The organism is Methylobacterium segetis (genome assembly GCF_004348265.1).
Classification (GTDB): Bacteria; Pseudomonadota; Alphaproteobacteria; order Rhizobiales; family Beijerinckiaceae; genus Methylobacterium; species Methylobacterium segetis.
Genome location: NZ_SMNT01000054.1, coordinates 1 through 20,443, shown reverse-complemented (window position 1 = coordinate 20,443; position 20,443 = coordinate 1). Strand labels below are relative to the sequence as shown.

The following is a 20,443-nucleotide window of genomic DNA, read 5'->3' as shown; positions in this document are numbered from 1 at the left end:
CCGGGCAAGCGGCGCGGATCGACCCGCTCTCCGGAGGATGCCATGCCTCACTTCACCTCCCGCCGCAGCCTGTTCGCCGCGCTCGGCGCGGGCGCCGCCGGCCTCCTGCCGCGGGGTGCGCGAGCCGCGACGCCCGCCGAGGGCGAGGCCGAGATCTGCGTCCTGACCCCCCAATCGATCGAGGGGCCGTTCTATCGCGACCCCCGACTCGTGCGTACCGACATCACCGAGGGCCGGCCCGGCATACCCCTGCGGATGCGCCTGCGCATCGTGGAGGCGGGCTCCTGTCGGCCCGTGCCGGGCGCCCGTGTCGACATCTGGCATTGCGACGCGCAGGGGCTCTATTCAGGCTATCCGGGGCAGGGGGATTCGCGCAGCCTCGACACGTCCGGGCAGACGTTTCTGCGCGGCAGCCAGAGTACGGATGCGGCCGGGTGGGTCGGCTTCGAGACGATCTATCCCGGCTGGTATGCGGGTCGGGCCACGCACATCCACGTCAAGGTCTTCCTCGACGCCCGCACGATGCTGACGGGGCAGATCTACTTTCCCGACGCGCTCAACGAGTTCCTCTACACGCAGGTACCCGCCTATCAGGGCCGCCGGGCCGAGCGCTTCATCGTCAACGCCAATGACGGGATCGCCAACGAGGAGGATCCGCAGCGCCGCGCCTTCTGCGCCGTGAAGGAGGAGGCGGAGCGCTACGTGGCGAGCCTCACCCTCGGCGTCGACCGCAGCCGAGACGCGGGGGGCGGGGAGCGGCGCGAGAGCCGGGGCGGGCGCCTTGAGCGCCCGGAGCCGGGGCCGGGCGGCGGCCCACCGCCAGAGATGCGCCGCCCTGCCCGCCTGACCACGAAGGATCGTCTCTCCGCCCTGGTGCCGGGCCTGAGGCGCGAGCCGTAGAATTCAGCCGGCTGCCCCGTCGAGCCGGCGCCGCAGCGCCTCGAGCTCGTCCGGGCTGCCGTAGCGGATGCGGATCTCGCCGACCCCGTCCGCCTTCGCCTTGACCACGACGCCGAGGCCGAGGGCACGGGTCAGGCTCTGCTCCAGGGAGCGAAGGGCGGCGTCCTTCTCGGGGCCGCGGCGGGGCCGGCCGGGACGGGGCTCGTCGCTCTCCGGCACCTCGGCGGAGGCGAGCGCCTCGACCTCGCGCACGGACAGACCCTCCGCCACGATGCGCCGTGCCACGCCCTCGGGATCGCGCACGCCGAGGAGCGCGCGGGCGTGGCCCGCCGTGATTTCGCCCGCCGTCACCCGGTCCTGGATGGTCGGTGCCAGTTGCAGCAGGCGCAGGGTGTTGGCGAGGTGGCTGCGGCTCTTGCCGAGGATGTCGGCGAGTTCCCGCTGGCTGTAGGCAAACTCGCTCATCAGCCGCTCGTAGCCCGCGGCCTCCTCGATGGCGTTGAGGTCGGTGCGCTGGACGTTCTCGAGGATCGCGTATTCGAGCGAGGTCTTGTCGTCGATCTCGACGACGACCACCGGCACGTCGGTGAGGCCGGCGCGCTGGGCCGCGCGCCAGCGCCGCTCGCCCGCCACGATCTCGTAGGTGCCGGGCACGTTCGCCAGCGCCCGCACCACGATCGGCTGGATGACGCCGCGGGCCCGGATCGAGGCCGAGAGCTCCTCGAGATCCGATTCCTGGAAGCGGCGGCGGGGATTGCGCGGGTTCGGCCGCAGGAACTCCACCGCGACCTTGCGCTGGCTCTCCGGGCGGGCGCCGTCCGCGCCGTCCTGCCCGAAATCCCCGATCAGGGCCGCGAGGCCGCGCCCCAGGCGGGGGCGTGCCGAATCGTCCGCCATCGCTGCCACTCGCTGAACTCCGTTACGCTGTTCGATACGCTGAAGGCGGGCCGCCTCATGCCGCCACGGGCATGCGGCCTTCCCGCTGGATGACCTCGGAGGCGAGGCGCAGATAGGCCTGCGAGCCCGCACATTTCAGGTCGTAGAGCAGGACCGGCTTCCCGTGCGACGGCGCCTCGGACACGCGCACGTTGCGGGGGATCATGGTCTCGTAGACCTTCTCGCCCATGAAGCCCCGCACATCCGCGACCACCTGCGCCGAGAGATTGTTGCGCGGGTCGAACATGGTCAGCACGATGCCCTGGATGGTCAGGCGCGGGTTGAGCGCGCCGCGGACCTGCTCGACTGTGCGCAGGAGCTGGCTGAGGCCCTCGAGCGCGAAGAACTCGCATTGCAGCGGCACCAGGACCGCGTCGGCGGCGGCAAGCGCGTTGATGGTCAGGAGGTTCAGGGAGGGCGGGCAATCGATCAGGACGTAGGTGACGGCCTCCGTGCTGGTGCCCGGCGCGTTGATGTCCTTGAGGACGTTGCGCAGGCGGTGCGAGCGGTCGGCGGAGCTCGCCATCTCCAGTTCGAGCCCGAGCAGGTCCATGGTCGAGGGCGCCACCGAGAGGCGCGGCACCGCGGTCGGGATCACGGCCTGGGACAGGGCCGCGTCGCCGGCGAGCACGTGGTAGGTCGAGACGCGCCGCTGGCGCCGGTCGATGCCCAGCCCGGTCGAGGCGTTGCCCTGCGGGTCGAGGTCGAACACCAGCACGGTCTCGCCGATGGCGGCCAGCGCGGTGCCGAGATTGATCGCCGTCGTCGTCTTGCCGACGCCGCCCTTCTGGTTGGCGAGGGCCAGGATCCGCAGCGGACGCTTGGTCTCGGCGGCGGGAGAAGGAGTGTCGCTCGTCATGGCTCCACGCGGTCGAGGGCGGTGACGCGGACGATCCGCGCCGCCGAGTCGGTCTGGCTCGGCAGCAGATCGTAAACGAATCTCCACCGCCGCGCAGCTTCGGTCAATTCCGCCCCGACCTCCCTGCCCTTCGGAAACAGGCCGGTGGTGCCCGATTTCAACACCGGCTCAGTCCAGGCGAGGAGCTGGTCGAGGGAGGCCAGCGCCCGCGCGCAGACGATCTCGACCCCCTGATGATCGCCGATCACCGCCTCGATCCGGGCGTTGCGAACCCGGGCCGGGGCGCCGGTCACGCGGATCGCCTCGGTCAGGAAGGCGCATTTGCGCGCGTTGCTCTCCACGAGATCGACCCGAAATCCCGGCCGCCCGGCGCCCGCTATGGCCAGGATCAGGCCGGGAATGCCGGCGCCCGAACCGAGATCGAGCCAGGTTCTCGCCTCCGGCGCCAGGGCGAGAAGCTGCAGGGCGTCGGCAACGTGCCGTGTCCAGACCTCGGCGAGGGTGGCCGGGCCGACGAGGTTCTTCACGCCCTGCCAGCGCCGGAGCTGCGCCACGTAGAGATCGAGCCGCTCGGCTGTTTCACGTGAAACACCGGCCGCCGCGAGGACGCGATCCCGGTCCGACATCATCGCGTGGCCGCGTCGCGGCCGCCTCGGCGCGCATGAGCCGCGAGCAGGGTGAGGGCGGCCGGGGTGACGCCCTCGATGCGCGCCGCCTGACCGAGCGTGCCGGGCCGCACGGCCTCGAACTTCGCGCGCATCTCGTTCGAGAGCCCGGCGATGCCCGCGTAATCGAGGCGAGGGGGCAGGGCCACGGCCTCGTCGCGCCGGAAGGCGGCGATGTCGGCCTGCTGGCGGTCGAGATAGACGGCGTAGGTTGCATCCGTCCGGAGCCGGTCCGCGTCCTGCGGCCGGACCTGCCCGAGTTCCGGCCAGACCGCGGCGAGCCGCGCCCAGTCGATCTCGGGATAGGACAGGAGCTGGAAAGCCGTACGGCGAATGCCGTCGCGATTGAGGCTGATGCCGTGGCGACGGGCCTCGTCCGGCGTCAGGCTCAACCCGTCGAGCCGCGCGCGCACGGTCTGCAATTCGCCCTGCGTCGCCTCGAAATGGGCGGCCCTCCGGGAGCCGACGCAGCCATAGGCCAGACCGCGCGGGGTGAGCCGCTCGTCGGCATTGTCGACGCGCAGCGACAGCCGGTATTCCGAGCGCGAGGTGAACATGCGGTAGGGCTCGCTCACCCCATGGGTGACGAGATCGTCGATCATCACGCCGAGATAGGATTCGGCCCGGTCGAAGAGCGCGGGCGCGCTCCCGCCGGCCGAGCGGGCCGCGTTGAGGCCGGCGACGAGCCCCTGCGCCGCCGCCTCCTCGTAGCCGGTGGTGCCGTTGATCTGCCCGGCGAGGAACAGCCCGGGCAGGCGTTTCGTCTGCAAGCTCGCGTCGAGCTCGCGCGGGTCGACGTAATCGTACTCGATGGCGTAGCCCGGCCGCACGATCGCGGCGCGCTCCAGCCCGGGGATCAGGGCGATGAGATCGCGCTGCACGCTGTCCGGCAGGGCGGTCGAGATGCCGTTCGGGTAGACGGTGGGATCGTCGATCCCTTCCGGCTCCAGGAAGATCTGGTGGCCCTCGCGGTCGCCGAAGCGCACCACCTTGTCCTCGATCGAGGGGCAATAGCGCGGCCCGCGGCTCGCGATGCCCCCCGAATACATCGGCGAGCGATGAAGGTTCGCGCGGATCAGGTCATGGGCGGCGAGCGTCGTCCGGGTGATGCCGCAGCGGATCTGCGGCGTGGTGATGCGCTCCGTCAGCGTCGAGAAGGGAACCGGCTCCGCATCGGCCTCCTGCATCTCCAGGCCCGCCCAGTCGATGGTACGGCCGTCGAGGCGCGGCGGCGTCCCCGTCTTGAGGCGGCCCAAGCCGAAGCCGAGACGGTCGAGGGTGGCGGCAAGCCCGAGGGCGGGCGCCTCGCCGACCCGGCCTGCCGGCACCTGAACCTCGCCGATATGGATGAGCCCGCGCAGGAACGTGCCGGTGGTGATCACGACGGCACCGCAGGGGAGGGTGCGCCCGTCGGCGAGCGTCACGCCGGCCACGCGGCCCTGCGCCACGACGAGATCCTCGCAGGCACCCGCCACCACGTCGAGACCGCCTGTCTCCGCCACCGCCGCCTGCATCGCGGCCGCGTAGAGCTTGCGGTCGGCCTGCGTGCGGGGGCCGCGCACGGCGGGACCCTTGCGCCGGTTGAGCAAGCGGAACTGGATGCCGCTCGCATCGGCCACGCGCCCCATCAGCCCGTCGAGGGCGTCGACCTCCCGGACGAGGTGTCCCTTGCCGAGGCCCCCGATCGCCGGGTTGCAGGACATGGCGCCGATCGTTGCCGGATCGTGGGTGACGAGGGCGGTGCGGGCGCCGAACCGTGCGGAGGCCGCGGCCGCCTCGACGCCGGCATGGCCGCCGCCGACGACGATGACGTCGTAGGATGGGGAAGAGAATGCACGCATGGGCGGTGATTACGCGCCGCGCGGGATTTCCGTCAACGCGACGGGCCTGATCGATCGGAGCGCCCCCACCTCTCCCGTTCGGGAAAGGTCGAGCCCGCGGGACGCGAACCGGGTGAGGGGGCCTAGGTTTCCGGAGGGGTAATACCCCTCACGCCAACCCTCTCCCGAACGGGAAGGGGCGCGCGCCGTGGCGCGCACGACGGCGATGTATCTCGCTAAATCATTGTTTTGATTGTTTTTTCGGCGGACTTCGTTACTTGCCGATGCAGAAGCCGGAGAACAGCCGGTCGAGCATCTCCTCGACGCCGACATGGCCGCCGACCTCGCCGAGGGCGCGCACCGCGAGGCGCAGATCCTCCGCCACGAGTTCCGGCAGGGGAGCACCGGCCACCACCCGGTCGAGGCTCTCGACGCAGCGCGCGAGCGCCGCACGGTGCCGCTCGCGGGTGATGAGGGCGTCGCCGCCGCCGAGCGCACCGCGCGCTGCCGCCTCGATCGCGTCGAGCAGGCGGTCGAGGCCCTGCCCCGTCAGCGCCGAGACGGACAGGCCGGGGCCGCCCGGCTCCGCCAGATCCGCCTTGGTGGTCACGGCGAGCCCGGGCGGCCCGGGATCCGCCGACGCGGGCGCGTCCGCGGCCGAGAGGTGCAGCACGAGGTCGGCGCTCGCCATGCGCGCTCGCGTGCGCCGGATGCCCTCGGCCTCGACGCAATCCTCCGTCTCGCGCAGGCCCGCCGTATCGACGAGGATCACGGGCAGGCCGCCGAGATCGCAGCGGACCTCGATCGCATCGCGAGTGGTACCCGGCACGTCGGAGACGATCGCCGCCTCGCGGCGGCTGAGCGCGTTGAGGAGGGTGGATTTCCCCGCATTCGGCGGCCCGGCGAGAACCACGTGGAAGCCCTCGCGCAGCCGCTCGCCGCGGCGATCGTCGCGCAGGGCGGCGGAGATCTCGTCGCGCAGGTCGGCCGCCTTGCCGATCAGGGCAGCGTCGAGGCCCGCCTCGTCGACGTCGCCCTCGTCGGAGAAGTCGAGCGCCGCCTCGGCGCCCGCGAGGCACGCGATCGCGCGGGCCCGCCACGCGGCGACCTGGCGGCCGAGCGCCCCGTCGAGCTGGCGGAGCGCCTGACGCCGCTGCGCCTCGGTCTCCGCGTCGATCAGGTCGCCGATGCCCTCGGCCTCGGTGAGGCCGAGGCGCCCGTTGAAGACGGCGCGGCGGGTGAAGGCACCGGGCTCGGCGGCCCGGCAGCCGGGGAAGGCGCAGAGCGCCCGGATCACGCCCGCGCGCACGGCAAGACCGCCGTGGAGATGGAGTTCCGCCATGTCCTCGCCGGTATAGGTCGCCGGGCCGGGCAGCCACGCGACGAGGGCGCGGTCGAGGACCTCGCCCGTCTGCGGGTCGCGCAGGGTCCTGAGGCTGAGGCGGCGCGGCGGCGGGCAGGCACCCGCGAGCGCGGCGAGAAGCGGCTCGCAGACCGGGCCGGTCAGCCGGATGACGGCGATCGCCGCGCGGCCGAAGCCGCTCGCGGGGGCGAAGAGGGTGGAGGGGCTCGCCATGCGGGCGCGCGTCCGGCGAGGGGGGCCGCGCGCGGGCGCGGCCCCTCGCGGCTCAGGTGTTCATGGAGTCGAAGAAGTCGCCGTTGCTCTTCGTCTGGCGCAGCTTGTCGAGCAGGAACTCGATCGCGTCGGTGACGCCCATCGGGTTGAGGATGCGGCGCAGCACGTAGGTCTTCTTGAGCGCGTCCGGCGGCACCAGGAGCTCCTCCTTGCGGGTACCGGAGCGGGTGATGTCGATGGCCGGGAAGATCCGCTTGTCGGAGACCTTGCGGTCCAGGATGATCTCGGAATTGCCCGTGCCCTTGAACTCCTCGAAGATCACCTCGTCCATGCGCGAGCCGGTGTCGATCAGCGCGGTCGCGATGATGGTGAGCGAGCCGCCCTCCTCGATGTTGCGGGCCGCGCCGAAGAAGCGCTTCGGGCGCTGCAGGGCGTTGGCGTCGACGCCGCCCGTCAGCACCTTGCCGGAGGAGGGCACCACCGTGTTGTAGGCGCGCCCGAGGCGCGTGATCGAGTCGAGCAGGATGACGACGTCGCGCCCGTGCTCCACGAGACGCTTGGCCTTCTCGATCACCATCTCGGCCACCTGCACGTGGCGGGTCGCCGGCTCGTCGAAGGTCGAGGCGATGACCTCGCCCTTCACGGAGCGCTGCATGTCCGTCACCTCCTCGGGGCGCTCGTCGATGAGCAGCACGATGAGGTAGCACTCGGGGTGGTTGAGGGTGATCGACTGCGCGATGTTCTGCATCAGCACGGTCTTGCCCGTGCGGGGCGGCGCCACGATGAGCGCGCGCTGGCCTTTGCCGATCGGCGCGACGATGTCGATGATGCGCGGCGAGAAGTCCTTCCGGGTCGGGTTGTCCAGTTCGAGCTTGAACCGCTTCGTGGGGAAGAGCGGCGTCAGGTTGTCGAAATGGACCTTGTGCTTGATCTTCTCCGGGTTCTCGAAGTTGATCGTGTTCACCTTCAGGAGGGCGAAGTAGCGCTCGCCGTCCTTGGGGCCCCGGATCGGGCCTTCGACGGTGTCGCCGGTGCGCAGGCCGAAGCGGCGGATCTGGGTCGGCGAGATGTAGATGTCGTCCGGACCCGGCAGGTAGTTCGAGTCGTTCGAGCGCAGGAAGCCGAAGCCGTCCTGCAGCACCTCTACGGTGCCGGAGCCGATGATCTCGACCTCCTTGGCAGCGAGCTGCTTCAGGATGGCGAACATCAACTCCTGCTTGCGCATGGTCGAGGCGTTCTCGACCTCGACCTCCTCGGCGAAGGCGATCAGGTCGGTCGGCGTTTTCGACTTCAGATCCTGCAGCTTGATCTCGCGCATGCCGTCGAGTTCGGCAGCAATGATGCTGCCCTCGGTCGGCAGGTCCGCGGTGGCGAGGACATCGGGGGTTTGCGTCATGTGGACTGTAAAACCGGCAAAGGGGGACGGTGACGGGACGGGAATGGTGCTTCGCGCCGGGCGCCGCGGGGGCGCCAACAAGTCAGGTCACGCAGGTTCTGGTGGCCCCGGGCATCGACTTGGCTGAGCCCTCACGGCTCATGGATGCGGTACGGCGCTTATAGGAGGGCACCTGTCCATACCGCGTTTCCGGTCCCGGCTCAAGTCCCGTACGGCGCCGCTGTCCCGGACCAGACGGTGGGGCCGGCCCCCGGGGCGCGGAGCGCCGCTCAGCGGCGGCGCAACCGGACGTAGAGGGCGCCGGCCCCGCCATGGTGGCGCGAGGCCTCCTCGAAGCCGAGGACGATGCCGCGCAGCTCCGAGCCGCGCAGCCAGTGGGGCACGCTCCGGCGCAGCACGCCGCGCTCGGAGAAGGCGTCGTCGAACGTGGGACCGCCCTTGCCCGTCACGACGAGGACGTGGGCGTGCCCGGCCGCCCGGCAGCGCATCAGGAAGCCGACGAGGGCAGCGTGCGCCTCGGCCTGGTAGAGCCCGTGCAGGTCGATCCGTGCCTCGACGGGCAGCGTGCCGCGCTTGAGGCCGAGGCGGGCGCGCCGCTCCAGGCCGCTCGGCGGGGGAGCCGGCGGCGGCACGGGCGCCTGATAGGGCGGCATCGTGGGCGCGGCGATCCGGGCCTGAGCCTTGGTTACGGGCTCGGCTCCCGGCTTGGCTGCGGTCTTCGAGGCGGGCTTCAGCGTCGCCTTCAGCGTCGGGTTGGCCGCGGCTTTGGCCGCGCGCGGCGCGGCGGGCGCGGCCTCCGGCTCGGGAGGCTTCGACCGCGCCCGGCCGCGCAAGGGGGTCACGAGCCGGGCGATCTCGTTCCAGAGGCGGCTCTCCGCCTCGGTGAGCGCGCGGGTTCGCCGGGGCGGTCTCATGCGGGCGCCCGCATCTCAGCGCCCCCCGGCCGCGGGCTTCGGCAGCAGCACCACGAAGCCGACCGCGTCGCGCAGGTTCCCGGCCGCCACGCCCGCCGCGCCGCCGGTGCCGAGATAGAGGTCGCCCCGCGCCGGCCCGACGATGGCCGAGCCCGTATCGGCCGCGACGACGAGCCGGCCGGCCTCGGCCCCGCCGCCCGGCAGCCGGCCTTCCAGCCAGAAGGGCAGGCCGTAGCGCCAGAGGTTGGCATCGACCGCGAGGCTGCGGCCGGGCGCGAGCGGCGCGCCGGCGGCCCCGGGCGGCCCGAGGGCGGGATCCTTCACCTCCGCGAGGCGGAAGAAGATGTAGGAGGCGTTCTTCCGCATCAGGCGGCGGCCCTCCGCCGGGTTGTCCCGCAGCCACGCCGTCCAGCGGGCGAGCGTCAGGCCCTCCAGCGGCAGGTGCCCCTCCGCCACGATCAGCTTGCCGACCGAGGTGTAGGGGCGGCCGTTGCGCCCGTCGTAGAGCACCCGCACCGAGCGCCCGTCGGGCAGGCGCACCCGGCCCGAGCCCTGCACCTGCAGCACGAACAGGTCGACCGCGTCGCGCAGGTAGAGGAGGGGCCTGCCCCGCTCGGCCAAGGCCCCGTCCTCGATCGCGGCCCGGTCCGGATAGGGCTCGAGGCGATCCCCGACGGCGCGGGCGGCGCGCAGCGCCGGGTCGAGGCCGGGCCGGGTCTCGCCGGGTTCGAAGGTGACGAGGTCGTCGGGCCGGGCGAGGACCGGGGCCGTGTGGTCCGCGTCCCGCGTGAGCGAGCCCGCGAGCTCCGGCTCGAAATAGCCGGTGAGGAAGCCGAGGCGCCGCTCCGGGTTCGCCCCGTCGGCCGGCCGCACCACCCGGTAGGCGTCGAAGCGGGCCGCGAAGAAGGCGCCGGCCCCCTCCGCGGACACGCCCTCGGCCGCCCGGCAGGCGGAGGCGAGATCCTCGAGGGGCCCCGCCACCGTGGGCAGTTGCGGCGGCGGCGCCCCGGCGCAGGTCCGGCGGAAGGCGTCGAGGGCGGCCGCCGCATCGGTGCCGGGGAAGCCGGGCAGGCTCGCGGGCAGGACGGGCTCCAGCACGGCCTCGCCGACGCGCAACGGCCCGGCCGCGTGGAGGGCCGGGCCGGGCAGGGCGAGCATCAGGAGCGAGGTGGCGAGCGCGGCCGCTCGGGCCGCGCGATGTCCTACCGGTCGGGCGCGCACGGCATCAGCAGGGTCAGGTGCCGGCCTCGGTGGCGACGAGCTGCCAGTTCGGGTCGCGGCTGCCGAGGGTGCGGGCGAAGGTCCAGACATCGGGCACCTCGACCACGGTCTCGGCGCTGCCGTCGACGACGGCCCCTTCGGCGTTCCGGGTCGCCGTGATCAGGTTGGAGAGGAAGCGCACGGTGATCTGGGCGACGCGGTTGCGCACGTCGACGGCGACGATCTCGGCCTTGTCGATCGAGACGAAGGTGGTCTCGACCGTCTGGCGCTCGCGCTCGCGCTCGCCGATCGCCCGCTCGAACCCCTCGCCGACCTCCCGGGAGAGGAGGGTCCGCAGCGTCTTGCGGTCGCCCTTGGCGAAGGCGATCACGATCGTCTCGTAGGCGGACTTGGCGCCGTCGACGAAGGCGCGCGGGTCGAAGGCCGGCTCGATCTGCACCACCTGCTCCAGGCCGCGGGCGACGGCGGAGCCGGGCTCGGCGATGCCGCGCCAGTCCCGCGCCTCGGCGACGGCGGCCTGGCCGCGGTCGGCGGCCTGCGCCCGGTCGGCGCCGGGCAGGCGCACGACGTTGTCGCCCTCCTGGCGCCCGGCCGGCGGCTCGGTGCGGCTGCGGTCGAGCGGCTTGAAGGGCGAGCGCTCCGTGCCCGTCTTCTGGCCGAGGACCGAGCGCAGGCGCCAGATCACGAAGACGGCCAGAGCCAGGAAGATCAGGGTCGTAAGGTCGAAGGTATCCTGCATCACCGATCCGATGGTGGCCGCGCCGCCTGCCAGAGGCTCCGCCGGGTCCGCCGCGTTGTTCCCCATGCCTGCCATGAGGCACCCGGAGCAAGGCGGCGGTGAGGCGGCCTGTCGAGGGATTGCTTCATGTCGGGCTCCGAGAGCACCCCGCAGAGACCCCCCGTTTCACGGAAGCCCCCGGCCCGCAACGGCGGATCCGGGAGTTTCGCGAGAGGCTCTTAACGGACCCCCGCGCAAGGATCGAGCCGAACGTCGACGGCACGACCCGCGATGGAGGGCATATGGGGCGCCGTCGCGGAGGGTTCCAGGCAGCCGCGCCAGCGATCTGAGCCGCCTCGCGGGAAGGGCCGGCGCCCCGGCGGCGCGGCCGTACGGTTCCCGTCCCCCGCCCCCCGTCTGAGGCCGACCGGCTTGCTTGTTCCAGCGGGGCGGCCGTGTTAGCGCGCTGCCGCGCCGGGTTCGCGGATCGGGGCGTCCGGGCACGCGGCACCTCCCGCCACCCGTGCGCGACGGCCCCGGGATCGCGGGCGTCCCAGAGACGACTTTCGAGGAGGATGACACGCCATGGCCGACTCTCCGGCACCGAACGGCAACGGTGGCGCCACGGCGCAGGCCGAGAACGCGCCCGCGATCAACGCGCTGGCCCAGTACGCCAAGGACCTCTCGTTCGAGAACCCGAACGCGCCGCGCTCGCTCCAGCCCCAGGAAGGCCAGGGCCCGCAGATCAACATCCAGGTCAACGTCAACGCCCAGCAGATCGCCGAGGCCGATTTCGAGGTCGAGCTGACGCTGGAGGGCGACGCGAAGATCAACAACGAGGTGCTGTTCGCCTTCGACCTGAAGTACGCCGGCATCTTCCGCATGCGCAACATCCCGCAGGACCAGCTGCATCCGGCGGTGATGATCGAGTGCCCGCGCCTGCTCTTCCCCTTCGCGCGGCAGATCGTCGCCGAGGCCGTGCGCAACGGCGGCTTCCCGCCCCTCTACATCGATCCGATCGATTTCGTCGGCCTCTACCGCCAGAAGGCTCTGGAGGCGCAGGCCCAGCAGGCCGGCGGCCCGCTCGACGCCTGAGCCGCCCCGCGGCACCCGACCCGATCGCGCTCCGTCTCCCCGGCTCCGTCCCCCTCTCCCGTTCGGGAAAGGGTCGGGGTGAGGGGTGCGACCCCTCCGGAAACCTCGCATTCCTCACCCGGTCCGCGTCCCGCGGGCTCGGCCTCTCCCGTTCGGGTGAGGCGGGGCATCCGAGCCGGGGAAAATTGCCGCGCTCGGGATCCCTCGAGGCAGGCTTGCGCATTGAAGGGACCTCGGCGGCGCCGTCGGCCCGCCCCCGCCAGCGCCCGGATCCATGAACGCCACAACGCATCTCGGCCTCATCAACGTCTTCATCGGTGACATCCAGGGCGGGCTCGGGCCGTTCCTCGGCACGTGGCTCGCGGAGACCGGATCGTGGAGCCCGGCGCGGATCGGCTTCGTGACCACCCTGGTCGGCGTCGGCACCCTGTTCCTCAGCGGACCCTTCGGCGCCCTCGTCGACCGGCTCGGGCGCCCGCGCCTCCTGATCTGCGCCGCCTGCGCGGCGATCCTCGCCGGGACCCTGCTCCTGCTGCCGGCCCGGGCCTTCGCCACCGTGTTCGCGGCCCAGTTCATCGCCGCGGCGGGGGGCACCCTGCTCCTGCCCGCCGTCACCGCGCTGACCCTCGGCATCGTCGGCAAGGACAGGTTCCCGCAGCAGCAGGGCCGGAACCAGGCCTACAACCATGTCGGCATCCTGATCGCGGCCGGCCTCATCAGCGTCGGCACCCCCTCTCTCGGGCCGGCTGTGGCCTTCTGGGTGCTCGGCGTCATGGCGGTGCTCGCCATCGTCGCCACCGCGACGACGCCCGGCCACTGCTACAACGAGCGCCGGGCGGTCGGCTGGAAGGAGGACGATCCGGACGACCATCCGGCCCGGGCGGGCACCCGCAGCGTGCTCTCGAACCGCAAGCTGATGGTACTGGCCCTGGCGCTCGCCCTGTTCAACCTCGGCAACGGCGGCATGCTGACCCTGCTCGGCCAGAAGCTCGTCGCCACCGCCGACGACGCCACGAGCTGGACCGCCCGCTACGTCATGGTGGCGCAGCTCGTGATGATCCCGGTCGCCCTGTTCGCCGGCTCGCTCGCCGACAAGCGCGGGCGCCGCAAGCTCCTCCTCGTGGCCATCGCGGTGCTGCCCGTGCGCGCCGCGCTCTCGGGCTTCATCGACGATCCGCTCTGGCTGATCTCGGCCGAGATCCTCGACGGCGTCGCCTCGGGCATCGTCGGCGTCGCGGTCCCGGTCGTGGTCGCCGACCTCACCTGGGGCTCGGGCCGCACCCAGACCGCGCTCGGCACCGTCAACGCCGTGCAGGGCATCGGCGGGGCGCTCTCCGCCTGGTACGGCGGCCTCGCCCAGTCCTTCCTCGGCTGGACGGGCGCCTTCCTCGCCCTCGGCGCCCCGGCCCTCGTCGCCCTCGCCCTCGTGATCTGGCTCGACACCACCACCGAGCCGGGCCGGCGCAGCCGCCGCCGCGAGGCCCGGGCCGCCCTGCAGGCGGCCTGACCCCGCGGGAACCGGCGCCCGGCGCACCGGTTCCCCGTGCGGTTCGAACGCAGGGGAGCGCCGATGCGGCAGGACGCGACCGGACGCACCGTCACGGCCCACGAGCCGCGCGAGACGCCCTGGCTCAGCGTGGTGCTCGGCTACGGGCCGATGCTGCCCTTCCTCGCGGGTGCCGCCGCCGCCTGGACCCTGGGCGGCGACCTCGCGCGCGGGGCCGCGACGCTGACCCTGCTCTGGGCCTCGGCCATCCTGCTGTTCCTGTCGGGCGTGCGCCGGGGCGTCTCCTTCCGCACCGAGGGCGGGCCGACCGCGATGCAGATCGGCACCATGATGCTCCTGTTCGGCCTCGGCTTCTCGGCCCTCGTCGCGACGGTCCTGGGGCGGGAGACGGGCGCGCTCGCCCTGCTCATCCTCGGCTACGCGGCGATCACGGTGCTCGATCCGATCGCGGCGGCGCGCGGCGAGGCACCCCTGTTCTTCCGGCGGCTGCGCCCGCTGCAGATCCCGCTCGGGCTCGCCGGCCTCCTCGCCCTGCTCACCCTGAAGCTCTCCGGCGGATAGGCCCGGGCGCGCCCGGCGGGAGGCGCCCCCTCACCCGTCCGGGAGAGGGCGGGGGTGAGGGGTGTGACGTCTCCGGAAAGACCTGATCCCTCACCCGGTCCGCGTGCCGCGGACTCGACCTCTCCCGAACGGGAGAGGTGGGCGGCGGGCAGCCTGCGCTTGCCGCCTCCTCCCACCCGCGTTAGAGCCCGGCGGGTCATTCCGGACGCGAGCACGAAGCGAACGCAAGCCATGTCCAAGGCGGAGAAGGTCAAGGCCGAGACGGTCAAGGCCGACACCCTCAAGCCGCGCCTGCCCCGCGGCCTCCTCGACCGGCGCGCGGACGCGATCGCGGCGCAGGGGCGGATGCTGGAGGTGATCCGCGACACCTTCACGCTCTACGGCTTCGAGGCGCTGGAGACGCCCTTCATCGAGTACACCGAGGCGCTCGGCAAGTTCCTGCCCGATCTCGACCGGCCGAACGAGGGCGTGTTCTCGTTCCAGGACGACGACGAATCCTGGCTGTCGCTGCGCTACGACCTCACCGCGCCGCTCGCCCGCTTCGTGGCCGAGAATTTCGACGCGATCCCGAAGCCCTACCGGAGCTTCCGCAACGGCTACGTCTTCCGCAACGAGAAGCCGGGGCCGGGACGCTTCCGCCAGTTCATGCAGTTCGATGCCGACATCGTCGGCGCGGGCTCCGTCGCGGCCGATGCCGAGATCTGCATGATGGCCGCCGACACCCTCGACCGGCTCGGGCTGAAGGGCCAGTACCTGATCAAGGTGAACAACCGGAAGGTGCTCGACGGGATGATGGAGGCGATCGGGCTCGCCGGTCCCGATCAGGCCGGGCGCCGCCTCACCGTGCTGCGCGCCATCGACAAGCTCGACCGCCTCGGCCCCGACGGGGTGCGCCTCCTGCTCGGCCCCGGCCGCAAGGACGAGAGCGGCGACTTCACCAAGGGCGCGGGGCTCGACGAGGCCGCGATCGAGCGCATCCTCGCCTACGTCTCGTTCCAGGCCTCCCCCAGCGACGGCGGCGACCGGGTGCATTTCTGGGAGCAGTTCTTCCGCTCCTGGAGCGACGTGGTCGGCGAATCCGAGACGGGGCGCGAGGGCATCGCGGAACTCCACGCCATCATGCGCCTCTGCGCGGCGGCCGGCTACGGCCACGACCAGATCCGGGCGGACCCGAGCGTGGTGCGCGGCCTCGAATACTATACCGGCCCCGTCTACGAGGCGGAGCTGACCTTCCCCGTCACCAACGAGGAGGGGCAGGTGGTGCGCTTCGGCTCGGTGGCGGGCGGCGGGCGCTACGACGGGCTCGTCGGGCGCTTCCGGTCCGAGCCCGTGCCGGCCACCGGCTTCTCGATCGGCGTGTCGCGCCTGTTCTCGGCGCTGCAGCTCGTGAAGAGCCCGCTGGTTCAGGGCGCGGAAGGCCCCGGCCCCGTCGTGGTCCTCGTCCTCGACCGGGAATGCATCGCCGAATACCAGCGCCTCGTCGCCGCCCTGCGCGGGGCCGGCATCCGGGCCGAGCTCTATCTCGGCGGCGCCGGCATGAAGGCGCAGATGAAATACGCCGACCGCCGGCGCGCGCCGGTCGCCGTCATCCAGGGCTCGAACGAGCGCGAGGCCGGCGAGGTCCAGATCAAGGACCTGATCGAGGGCGCCCGGGCCGCCGAGGGCATCGCCAGCAACGCCGAGTGGAAGGCGGCGCGCCCGGCGCAATTCTCGGTGCCGGAGGGCGAGATGGTCGAGCGCGTGCGCGAGGTGCTGGCCCGCCACTTCCCGCAGCCGGGGGGCTGAGGGGCCGGCTTTTACCGTCCGCGCCATCATCTCAAGGGGTTGCGGGGGCCAAGTGTCGCCAAGGGCGGCCCCGGTTGCTAGAGAGCCGGGCGACATCGAGCGGGACCCATCATGATGCGAGCGGAGGCAGGCGGCCCGGCGGGCACCGACGAGGCCAAGACGCGGCTCTCGGCGCGGCTCTCGGCGCATCTCTCCGCGGCGGGCTACCGTCCGGTGACGCCGCCGGTGCTGCAGCCCGTCGAGCCCTTCCTCGAACTCTCCGGCGAGGACATCCGCCGCCGCATCTTCGTCACCCAGGACGAGGCGGGCACGGAGCTCTGCCTGCGGCCCGAATTCACCATCCCCGTCTGCCGCCTGCACCGGGCGCTCGCGGACGGGCAGGCCGCCGATTACAGCTATCTCGGCCCCGTCTTCCGCCTGGGCGGCCACGAGCCCGACGAGTTCCTGCAGGCCGGCATCGAGTCGATCGGGCGGACCGACACGCCGGCCGCCGATGCCGAGGTGCTGGGCCTCGCCCTCGAGGGGCTCGCGCTGCTCGGCCGCCCGGAGGCGGAGGTGCGGCTCGGCGACATGGGGCTCACCGTGGCGCTTCTCGACGGGCTCGGCGTGCCGCCGGCCGCCAAGCGCCGCACGCTGCGGGCGCTCGCCGCCGGCCGCGGCCTCGACGGGGTGATGAACACGGCCCAGAGCGAGGACCGGCACGCGGGGCTCCTCGCCACCATCCAGGGCCAGGACCCCAAGGGCGTGCGCGCCTTCGTGGAGGACGTGCTCTCGATCGCCGGCATCTCGGCGGTGGGCGGGCGCAGCGCGGGCGAGATCGCCGAGCGCTTCCTCGCCAAGGCCGCCGCGCAGGCGAATGGCGGGGCCGGCCTCAACGCCGAGAACCGGGCGGTGATCGAGCGCTACCGGGCGATCTCGGGCGATCCGGACGCGGCGGCGCGCGACCTGCGGGCGCTCGCCGACGAGGCCGGGCTCCTGCGCCAGCCCGCCTTCGCGGCCGCGCTCGCCCTGTTCGAGGAGCGCACCGGCTTCATGGCGGCCCGCGGCCTGCCGGTGGAGCGCTTCCGCTTCGCGGGGAGCTTCGCGCGCAACCTCGACTATTATACGGGCTTCATCTTCGAGGTGACGGCGCCCGCCGAGGGCGACCGGCCCGGCCCCGCCCTCGTCGGCGGCGGCCGCTACGACGGCCTCCTCAGCCATCTCGGCAGCCCGGCGCCGCTCCCGGCCGTCGGCTGCGCCTTCTGGCTCGACCGCGCCGCCCGCAACGCCCCTTCCAGCGAGACCCCCGATGCCTGAGACCGATGGGGCCCTCGTCCTCGCCGTGCCCTCGAAGGGCCGGCTGCAGGAGAACGCCGCCGCCTTCTTCGCCCGGGCCGGCCTGAAGCTGGCGCAAGGGGCCGGCGCACGCGATTATCGCGGCCGGCTCGTCGGCGTGCCGGGCGTCGAGGTGCGCTACCTCTCGGCCTCCGAGATCGCGGGCCAGCTCGCGAGCGGGGCGGCCCATCTCGGCATCACCGGCGAGGACCTGATCCGCGAGACGCTGCCGGACGATCGCGGACGGGTCGAGCTCCTGACGCCGCTCGGCTTCGGGCAGGCGACGGTGGTGGTGGCGGTGCCCCAGGCCTGGATCGACGTGCGCGCCATGGGCGACCTCGACGAGGTGGCGGCCGAGATGCGCGCCCATCACGGACGGCGGCTTCGCATCGCCACGAAATACGTGAACCTGACCCGCCGCTTCTTCGCCGAGAAGGGCGTCGCCGATTACCGCATCGTCGAGAGCCTCGGCGCCACCGAGGGCGCGCCGGCCGCGGGCTCGGCCGAGATCGTCGTGGACATCACGACGACGGGGGCCACGCTCCAGGCGAACGCCCTCAAGATCCTCGACGACGGCATCATCCTGCGCTCGGAGGCGAACCTCGTCGCCTCGCTGCGCGCCGCCTGGGGCGAGAGCCAGCGGACGGCTCTGCGCGCCGTGCTCGGCCGCATCGCCGCCGAGGAGCGCGCCCGCACCACCCGCGAGGTCCGGGCGGGGCTCCCGGAGAGCGGGTCGATCGACCTCGCGACGATCGCGGGGCTCCACGAGGCGGAGCTGCCCTACGGCGCCCCGCGAGGCCCGGACGGCGAGATCGTGCTGCGCTGCCCGGCCGACGCGGTCTTCGCGCTCTCGGACGCCTTGGTCGAGGCCGGCGCCCGCTCCGTCACGGTGCGCCGCATCGACTACGCCTTCGCGGGCGAGAACCCCCTGGCGGAGCGCCTGCTGGCCCGGCTGTGAGGGGGGCCCTATCGGCTCTCAGGCTCGGCCTTCAGGCTCGGTCTTGGCACGGGGACGACGCCCGGCCGCCTTGGCGCTGCGGCCCGCTCTCGCCTTCGCCGCCGTCACGTCTCCGAGACGCTCGAGGCGGATCGGCGCGTGCGCGGGAAGGCGCACGATCAGATCGAGTTGGCCGCCGATCGCCTCCACGTAGCTCCGCAGGGTCGACAGATACAGGTCGGCCTGCTTCTCGATCTTGGAGACCGAGGGCTGCTTGATCTGCAGCGCCGACGCGATCTCGGCCTGCGCGCGGCCGGCCAGGCGACGCAACTCGCCGAGGCTTTCGACCTTGTCCTTCAAGCGCTGAAATCGGGCTTCGACGGCGCCGCGCCGCTCCTCGGGCAGCGCGGCGATCACGTCATCGAGATTGCGGCCCATCGCCGTCTCCCTTCGCTTCCGCCAAGCCGTCGAGATGGGCTTGGTAGCGCCCGTCGGCCTTGGCGATCAGGATCTTGTAGAATCGTTTCTCGCCGATCCCCGCCTTGTCGCCGGCGACGAGCAGGATCGCCTTCCGCCGCGGATCGAACGCGAAGGCCACGCGCCAGACCCCGTCGTCGGCGGAGAAGCGCAACTCCTTCATGTTCGCGAAGGAGGACCCGTTCAGCGTATCGACGTGCGGGCGACCGAGCTGCGGCCCGAACACGGCGAGGAGCTTGGCCGATGCCAGCAATTCGTCCTGCACCGGCCGCGGCAACGTCTCGAACTCCGCATCGAACGCGTCGCCCAGGACGACATCCCAACCCATATATAGCCTTTAAGCTATGTTCGTCCAAGTGACGATCCGACCGCTGACGCCCGCTCACGGCCCCTGCTTGGCGAATTCCGAGAAGACCGCCCGCAGGGTCTTCAGCCGGCCCGCATAGGCCTCGCGCAGGCAGGCGGGGTCGGCGCCGCAGGCGCGGCGCTCGGTGAGCCAGGTTTCCTGGTCGTCCCGCAGCTTGCCCCGCCCGCCCATGGGCAGGAGTTCCTTCAGGATCGCGAAGCGCACCGCCATCTCGACGTCGAGGTCGTTGAGCGCCCGGTCGGCGCAGATCGCCGTCTCGTCGGCGGCCTGCACGCCCTCGCAGGGGAAGCTCGCCGCGCGGGCGGGACTGGCGGCGAGCAGGAGGGCGAGGGCGAGGCCGGCGGCCGGGACGCGGAGCATGGCGGGTCTCCTCTCGGGGCGCGGGCGCGACCCCGTCGTCAGGGGGTCCCGGCCGCATCCGTCCGAGTGTCCACCATCAGGCGCCCGGTTTCACCACCGCCAGGATCACGATCACGATCATCAGGAGCGTCGGCACCTCGTTGACGATCCGGTAGAAGCGGGGCGCGCGCCGGTTCCGGTCGGCCGCGAAGTCCCGGACCATGCGGGCGAACCAGCCGTGCATCCCCGACATCATGAGCACCAGGGCGAACTTCGCCTGCAGCCAGCCCGAGGCGTAGAAGCCGCTCATCCAGGCGAGACTCAGCCCGAGGATCCAGGTCGCGATCATGGCGGGCGTCATGATCGCCTTGAGGAGGCGGCGCTCCATCACCTTGAAGGTCTCGGATTGCGCGCCCGAGCCCGGCGGCAGCGAGGCGTGGTAGACGAAGAGCCGGGGCAGGTAGAGCATCGCCGCCATCCAGGCGATCAGCGCGATGACGTGGCCGGCCTTGATCCAGGCGTAGAGCATCGGCTCAGGCGCCCCGCAGGCGGGCGAGCATCCGCTCCACATGGGCGACGGGCGTCTGCGGCGTGATGCCGTGGCCCAGGTTGAAGATGTGCGGCAGGCCGCGGGTCGCCGCGAGAATCGCGTCGACCGCGGCGTCGAGCGCCTCCCCACCCTCGATCAGCACGTCGGGATGCAGGTTTCCCTGCGTCACGATGCTCGCCGGCAGGCGTTGGCGCAGGGCAGCGAGGTCCACCGCCCAATCGACGCCGACGGCGTCAGCGCCCGTCTCCGGCACGACGCGGGCATGGCCGTCGAGGCCCGAGCCGCGGGCGAAGACGATGACCTTTGCATCCGGCACCTCGGCCCGGATGCCTTCGATCATCCGGGCGATCGGCCGGAACGACCAGCGGGCGAGGGCATCCTCGCCGCCGCCGCCGCTCGGCAGGGTGCCGGCGTGGTTGCCCGAGGCCGGCAAGGTGCCGGCATGGTTGTCCGAGGCCGGCAAGGTGCCGGCATGGTTGTCCGAGGCCGGCAAGGTGCCGGCATGG

General features: G+C 72.6%; 21 protein-coding genes. 7 read left to right on the top strand and 14 right to left on the bottom strand.

The features are described 5' to 3' along the window. Positions 1 to 42: 42 nt before the first annotated feature. Positions 43 to 900 (top strand): intradiol ring-cleavage dioxygenase, encoded by an 858-nt coding sequence (locus tag E1J50_RS14945; protein WP_132254631.1) that lies wholly within the window; start codon positions 43 to 45, stop codon positions 898 to 900. 3 nt (positions 901 to 903) lie between these two features. Here the strand turns inward: E1J50_RS14945 and E1J50_RS14940 are convergent, their stop codons facing one another. The 9 genes from E1J50_RS14940 to E1J50_RS14900 all read right to left on the bottom strand — a co-directional run bounded on the left by E1J50_RS14940 (position 904) and on the right by E1J50_RS14900 (position 11,026). Further along, positions 904 to 1,797 carry a ParB/RepB/Spo0J family partition protein gene (locus E1J50_RS14940; RefSeq protein ID WP_132254630.1) on the bottom strand — a complete coding sequence of 298 codons (894 nt, stop codon included), beginning with the start codon at positions 1,795 to 1,797 and terminating at the stop codon, positions 904 to 906. A gap of 55 nt (positions 1,798 to 1,852) precedes the next feature. Further along, positions 1,853 to 2,695, bottom strand: coding sequence for a ParA family protein (locus E1J50_RS14935; RefSeq protein ID WP_132254629.1), 843 nt, complete (start codon positions 2,693 to 2,695; stop codon positions 1,853 to 1,855). Continuing rightward, the gene (gene rsmG / locus E1J50_RS14930; RefSeq protein ID WP_132254648.1) at positions 2,692 to 3,321 is read right to left on the bottom strand and encodes a 16S rRNA (guanine(527)-N(7))-methyltransferase RsmG; all 630 of its coding nucleotides are present in this window, start codon (positions 3,319 to 3,321) and stop codon (positions 2,692 to 2,694) included. The genes E1J50_RS14935 and rsmG overlap by 4 nt, the downstream gene beginning before the upstream one ends. Further along, positions 3,321 to 5,201, bottom strand: a complete 1,881-nt coding sequence (gene mnmG, locus E1J50_RS14925; RefSeq protein ID WP_132254628.1) for a tRNA uridine-5-carboxymethylaminomethyl(34) synthesis enzyme MnmG — start codon at positions 5,199 to 5,201, stop codon at positions 3,321 to 3,323. Before mnmG ends, rsmG begins: the two co-directional genes overlap by 1 nt. A 253-nt stretch (positions 5,202 to 5,454) precedes the next feature. Next, entirely contained in the window at positions 5,455 to 6,756 is a 1,302-nt protein-coding gene (mnmE, locus tag E1J50_RS14920; protein WP_132254627.1) for a tRNA uridine-5-carboxymethylaminomethyl(34) synthesis GTPase MnmE, read from the bottom strand. 52 nt (positions 6,757 to 6,808) lie between these two features. Beyond that, positions 6,809 to 8,152 (bottom strand): transcription termination factor Rho, encoded by a 1,344-nt coding sequence (gene rho, locus E1J50_RS14915; protein ID WP_405029704.1) that lies wholly within the window; start codon positions 8,150 to 8,152, stop codon positions 6,809 to 6,811. A gap of 269 nt (positions 8,153 to 8,421) precedes the next feature. Continuing rightward, positions 8,422 to 9,066: a Smr/MutS family protein gene (locus E1J50_RS14910; RefSeq protein WP_132254626.1), complete on the bottom strand. Its 645-nt coding sequence runs from the start codon at positions 9,064 to 9,066 to the stop codon at positions 8,422 to 8,424. 15 nt (positions 9,067 to 9,081) lie between these two features. After that, positions 9,082 to 10,224, bottom strand: a complete 1,143-nt coding sequence (gene mltA, locus E1J50_RS14905; protein ID WP_132254646.1) for a murein transglycosylase A — start codon at positions 10,222 to 10,224, stop codon at positions 9,082 to 9,084. Positions 10,225 to 10,300: 76 nt separating this feature from the next. Beyond that, positions 10,301 to 11,026, bottom strand: a complete 726-nt coding sequence (locus tag E1J50_RS14900) for a Tim44/TimA family putative adaptor protein (RefSeq protein WP_132254625.1) — start codon at positions 11,024 to 11,026, stop codon at positions 10,301 to 10,303. A gap of 564 nt (positions 11,027 to 11,590) precedes the next feature. On the opposite strand from E1J50_RS14900, the gene secB reads away from it, so the two are divergent. From secB to hisG, 6 genes are all read left to right on the top strand, one after another. Beyond that, positions 11,591 to 12,100: a protein-export chaperone SecB gene (gene secB, locus E1J50_RS14895; protein WP_132254624.1), complete on the top strand. Its 510-nt coding sequence runs from the start codon at positions 11,591 to 11,593 to the stop codon at positions 12,098 to 12,100. A gap of 274 nt (positions 12,101 to 12,374) precedes the next feature. Continuing rightward, positions 12,375 to 13,607, top strand: a complete 1,233-nt coding sequence (locus E1J50_RS14890; protein ID WP_132254623.1) for an MFS transporter — start codon at positions 12,375 to 12,377, stop codon at positions 13,605 to 13,607. Positions 13,608 to 13,670: 63 nt separating this feature from the next. Continuing rightward, on the top strand, positions 13,671 to 14,168 hold the full coding sequence (locus E1J50_RS14885; protein WP_132254622.1) for a DUF3429 domain-containing protein: 498 nt from the start codon (positions 13,671 to 13,673) through the stop codon (positions 14,166 to 14,168). 231 nt (positions 14,169 to 14,399) lie between these two features. After that, positions 14,400 to 15,953, top strand: coding sequence for a histidine--tRNA ligase (gene hisS / locus E1J50_RS14880; RefSeq protein WP_132254621.1), 1,554 nt, complete (start codon positions 14,400 to 14,402; stop codon positions 15,951 to 15,953). Between the two features lie 111 nt (positions 15,954 to 16,064). Further along, the gene (locus E1J50_RS14875) at positions 16,065 to 17,249 is read left to right on the top strand and encodes an ATP phosphoribosyltransferase regulatory subunit (RefSeq protein ID WP_132254620.1); all 1,185 of its coding nucleotides are present in this window, start codon (positions 16,065 to 16,067) and stop codon (positions 17,247 to 17,249) included. Then, positions 17,242 to 18,225, top strand: a complete 984-nt coding sequence (gene hisG / locus E1J50_RS14870) for an ATP phosphoribosyltransferase (protein WP_132254619.1) — start codon at positions 17,242 to 17,244, stop codon at positions 18,223 to 18,225. Before E1J50_RS14875 ends, hisG begins: the two co-directional genes overlap by 8 nt. An 18-nt stretch (positions 18,226 to 18,243) precedes the next feature. Here the strand turns inward: hisG and E1J50_RS14865 are convergent, their stop codons facing one another. The 5 genes from E1J50_RS14865 to E1J50_RS14845 form a co-directional block, all read right to left on the bottom strand. Then, on the bottom strand, positions 18,244 to 18,642 hold the full coding sequence (locus E1J50_RS14865; RefSeq protein ID WP_132254618.1) for a helix-turn-helix domain-containing protein: 399 nt from the start codon (positions 18,640 to 18,642) through the stop codon (positions 18,244 to 18,246). Continuing rightward, positions 18,623 to 19,009 carry a type II toxin-antitoxin system RelE/ParE family toxin gene (locus E1J50_RS14860; RefSeq protein WP_132254617.1) on the bottom strand — a complete coding sequence of 129 codons (387 nt, stop codon included), beginning with the start codon at positions 19,007 to 19,009 and terminating at the stop codon, positions 18,623 to 18,625. The genes E1J50_RS14865 and E1J50_RS14860 overlap by 20 nt, the downstream gene beginning before the upstream one ends. Before the next feature lie 54 nt (positions 19,010 to 19,063). Continuing rightward, a complete protein-coding gene (locus E1J50_RS14855; protein ID WP_132254616.1) occupies positions 19,064 to 19,408 on the bottom strand; it encodes a lysozyme inhibitor LprI family protein in 345 nt (114 codons plus the stop codon). Between the two features lie 76 nt (positions 19,409 to 19,484). Continuing rightward, positions 19,485 to 19,916, bottom strand: a complete 432-nt coding sequence (gene hemJ, locus E1J50_RS14850; protein WP_132254615.1) for a protoporphyrinogen oxidase HemJ — start codon at positions 19,914 to 19,916, stop codon at positions 19,485 to 19,487. 4 nt (positions 19,917 to 19,920) lie between these two features. Continuing rightward, positions 19,921 to 20,443, bottom strand: a 523-nt coding sequence (locus tag E1J50_RS14845; protein WP_281024571.1) for a uroporphyrinogen decarboxylase family protein, incomplete at its 5' end; no start/stop codon positions are given.